At 38.0% G+C, this 4,575-nt stretch carries 2 protein-coding genes; both read left to right on the top strand.

Translation table 11 applies throughout. The features are described from left to right. Positions 1-1,104: MFS transporter (locus ACFIL3_RS09035; protein WP_375682110.1), on the top strand; the 1,104-nt coding region annotated here is incomplete at its 5' end. A 1,086-nt stretch (positions 1,105-2,190) separates the two neighbouring features. Then, positions 2,191-3,429 carry an abortive infection family protein gene (locus ACFIL3_RS09030; protein ID WP_375682109.1) on the top strand — a complete coding sequence of 413 codons (1,239 nt, stop codon included), beginning with the start codon at positions 2,191-2,193 and terminating at the stop codon, positions 3,427-3,429. The last annotated feature ends 1,146 nt before the right edge of the window (positions 3,430-4,575 follow it).

The following is a 4,575-nucleotide window of genomic DNA, read 5'->3' as shown; positions in this document are numbered from 1 at the left end:
TTTATGCTTGGATCACTGGGGGTAGGATTAAGCTATAATTTTCCAACTATTATATCTGCCCGTATCGTTCAAGGTTTTGGGACCGGTCTTTTGCTGCCCCTTAGCCAAACCATCATTGCCTTACAATTTGGACAGACACGAGTGCGCCAAGCCATGGGCACCATAGCCGTACCAACAGTTTTCGCTCCTGCCTTTGGTCCGCTGGTAGGCGCCTCGCTTGCTCAGTATGTGTCTTGGCGTTTGTTATTTTTTATCAATATTCCGCTTATTTTATTGGCACTCACCCTTGGAGCTAAACATTTAAAGAGCAACGAAACAACAAAAACAAAATTTAACTTATTTGCTTTTTTAGCGTTTTCCATCTCCCTTCTTTCGTTTTTTTATCTCACAGAAGCCAGAAATATCAATAACCACAACACCCTCTTTATCCTAGCGCTTATAGCCGTGATATCTCTCATATTATTCATTGTTTCTAATCAGAAAGCAAAAAACAAATTAATCGTCTTTAGCGGATTTCAAAATGCGCGCTATACATTGCTCATGATCATGGGGCTCGTTGCTTCATTTCTTTTTTATAGCTTCCTCGTTTATTTCCCACTAGCCGTTGCCATGGGAGGAAACTATGAAAAGAGCCTTCTCATCATCGGTGCCCTCCTTGCTCTGCAAGGGGTAGGTGCGTGGATTGGCAGGAAATTTATTTACCAAAAATGGAAAGAAAAATCTCCCTTTTTCATGATAGGAATTGGTTTAGTGATATCAAGCTTTGGGTTATTATGCTTCGGCTATAATATAAGCATGGATGGACTTGGATTCTTGCTAAGAGGCATAGGACTTGGCATCGCCACCATTGTCTGCCTTTCCGCCCCCATCCAATATGTCAACAGTTTATACGTCAAAGATACAGCCGTTATCACACGCATATTACAGCAAATAGGTGGTGCCTTAGGGGGTATATTCGCTGGCTTTTTGATCCATTCGCTGACAGAAAAATCCCTGTCCTTAAACCAAACATATATCGTATTCTTCATATTCTCTATTGCTGCATTTTTACTGTTTTGCCTAGCCCTCCTCTTATCGCGTAAAGAGAAGAATTCCGATTTATGATATGCTTTATTTGAACTCCCTAGCCATAACATTGGCAATGGCATATAAAATCATACAGCATTTACCACTTTTCGAGAAACCAACACACTGAGACCTTGACCACAGCCTTCATCATTTTTATGAAAGAACACTAAACCGATAAGCTCCTTAAGCTCTAAAATTGATCACCTCCAGTAACGTACGGTGTTTGTAATTTTATGATACCTCTGTGCTTTTAGATCCCTCTAAAAACCTCTTGAAATATGGGATTTTCTGATCAGACCTTTGCAAAGATCCACGAAATTAAGCACGCATTTCAATGCGGAATAGTCCCATAAATGCGCTAACAGATGCCCTACCGCACCAACATAGAATATAGAACCCACAATGCCCCCAAATACTGACCATCTTCTGCCACGCATCGCGATGCAAAAAATCGCACTGTATTGCAAACTTGATAATGTTATTCCCCCCTTTTCAAAGTCATTGAATCACTATGCTTTTATAATCACAATAGGTTCAAATGAAACTGAAGCGACAAAAACAGCTGGTAAAGCAGCATCTTCTCTCCATTTCATTGTTAACTGTCATAACAAATCTCCCCCGCTTTAATAAAAAAGCCCTCTCTCATTGAGAAAGAAATTTTAAAAACATTGAAAATCATGAAGCACGATGACAGACAGCAAACCATCTCTAAAAAGACTGTTTCTTGATTTTCACAGCGTACTCTTAGATTTCTCTAACATTTTCCTGCCTTTAAATTTTCCTTATAAGTTTTACGGACAAAAGAAGCTTTTCAGAGTACTCTTACGCCTAGTTTCATTGTTTCAAGCTCCCTTACAGACACGATAAACGTTTATATTTTCATCTCTACCAAATACGCGAGATTAACAGCGGATATCATGAAAACAGTCTTTTTATAGAAAACCGTAAGCTTTAACGGAATAAACGAGATTTTAAACTAGCCTCCCGCATTACTCTATACCGGTTATGCAAATAAAGAGCGCCATCTACTTTTTCTGACAAGCAAAGAACACACACAACATTTAGTAACATGCCATTATTGAAATTCTTGTCACAAAACCTTCCGTTCAGGGATTATGCGCATTGCCTACTTCCTTCTCTCCAATAAACAATCTGCCAATAAAGAATGCTATTGCAGTTACGATAATACAAAATTATACTTCTGTTCTCATTCTATATTTTTCCAATTATCACGCATTATTCACCCCCTTCACTGTTATAACAATGAAAGGAAAAAAATTAAAACACAATATGGCATTTCTCTTTCACAAATCTTATATAAGCCACAAAATTGTTGCGCGACTTTCTAAGCAAGGTCAGGCAATAAAATCATATTCTAAAAACCACTCAACATACCACTTTTTGATATTACAAAGATACAAAATGCAATTATCGTCTCCGCAAACAATATCTCAGAAAAACAAAATCCCTCCTGCAACAATTAGGGCACTCTCTCAAATATTACCAAAGTACTATTGGCCAGAGAATTTGGATGCCTTATTCTTTTATACACCATCTGCTCCTCATGAGTACCTAAGTGATGATAAAGAAGTCACGATTAAGAAACGACTAGATACAATCAATGTAAAATGCAATGAACCGCTTGAAGTCCTTGGTCCCCTGCTTGGTGATTTTTTGGACAGCGAGTTTCATAAGTTAGTCGGATTCATATTTCAAGACATACCAGAAGACCAAATGCTACAAGAGCTTAAAGAAGATCAACGTAAAATTTTAGAAACGTTAAAGAAAGATGGATTAGAATATCAGCGTGGAGGATATATTATCAAGAATGAGGTGACCTTCACACAAGAATTGCAAAAAGCTGGTCTCCTCTCGATGGAAGAGCTACAAAAACGTATTGCAGAGAAAGAACTTTCAGCAGTAGAAATCGAAATAAATAGAGCATTAGAAAATATAGAAAAAGATCCAAGGGAGGCAGTTCTATTTGCAGCAAATCTGTTGGAAGCCTCTTGCAAAGCTTATCTCGACCACCATTCTATCCCATATGCAGAAAACGCCCGTAATAATCTGCCCGCTTTATGGGAAGAAGTCGTTAAGAAAGCTAAGATCCATCCCGAAGATATGAAGCAAGAAAACTTAAAAAATCAAGATCTAGATGAAAATGACTTAAAAATGATCGCATCCGGTCTGTATCAAATTGTGCGCGGTACTATAAAGTTAAGAAACAAGAAAGGTGCAGCGCACGGCCGCTCAGAAAAGGATTTTGAACTAATCAATCTCAAGCCTCGCCATGCGCGTTTAACTTTTAATGCCGCCCATTCCCTCTCAATTTATATTTTAGAGCTCATGGATCAGCCATAATAAAAAACATATCACGACTACCAGCATTTTCTCGTGCCATTTTTAATGCCTAAAAAGCATTAAAGGGGAGTGGCTGCTTCTACCCTACAAAACCAAATATTTCTATAGCATGACAACATGAGTAGTCACACCGCTCTATGGTGTTCCTCTTCCCCGCGTTTCTAGGCTCCGCTTCTAAAGTCAGTGGCAATTTCTGTAAATGCAAAAGCCGCCCTTAAGGATGGCGAATGAGGATGGTGCAAAAGTATTGCCTTGATTATTTTTTTTAAGAACAAACTAGCTAGTGTACTATTTTTGGAAAGCTCTCGTGCAGAAATATTATGATGGAGAAGCTAGTCATTATGATAAAAACACAAGTCTTAACTCCGTAAAGAGAGAAAATCTGAGCTTAGATTTAATTCCTACAAAGCCTTTATGCGCGTAAATTACGTACCTATACGTTCTTCCCCTACCCTACTTAATTTTATAATAAGACAGCTCCGTATAAAAAACAGCACTATTCTTACATACCATAACCATTTTCTCTTTACAGGCTTTCTGCTATCAACATAACGCTTTACCCTCTTAAAACACTGTTTGCAAAAGGTTTGCATCATTACAATGATCATAGGCATAGGCTTGCTACCCCAAAAAGCTTGCTAGGTAAAAATCCGCCTTAGTAGTTAGGGGTATAGATAGTTTGGAGGTCAAGGAATTGTGTGCAGTTTTTTGTTATAAAAAGTTAGCAGATTGTTTTGAGGATTTGGCTATACAGGCTACACATAGGACAAAGGGAGAGATGATATTAAAATCCAAGAGAATCTGAGTTTAGATCTAATTTCTACAAAGCCTTTATGCGCGTAAATTACATACCTATACGTTCTTCCCCTACCCTACTTAATTTTATAATAAGACAGCTCCTTATAAAAAACAGCACTATTCTTACATACCATAGCCATTTTCTCTTTACAGGCTTTCTGCTATCAACATAACACTTTACCCTCTTAAAACACTGTTTGCAAAAGGTTTGCATCATTACAATGATCATAGGTATGGGCTTGCTACCCCAAAAAGCTTTCTAGGTAAAAATCCCCCTTAGTATTTAGTGGTATAGATAGTTTGGAGTTCAAGGAATTGTGTACAGTTTTTTGTTGCAAAAAGTTGCAG

Source organism: Bartonella sp. CE47NXGY (assembly GCF_042195415.1).
In the GTDB taxonomy this organism is placed as follows: Bacteria; Pseudomonadota; Alphaproteobacteria; order Rhizobiales; family Rhizobiaceae; genus Bartonella.
Note: the sequence above shows the minus strand (reverse complement) of the source record. Positions and strands in the feature narration are given on the sequence as shown.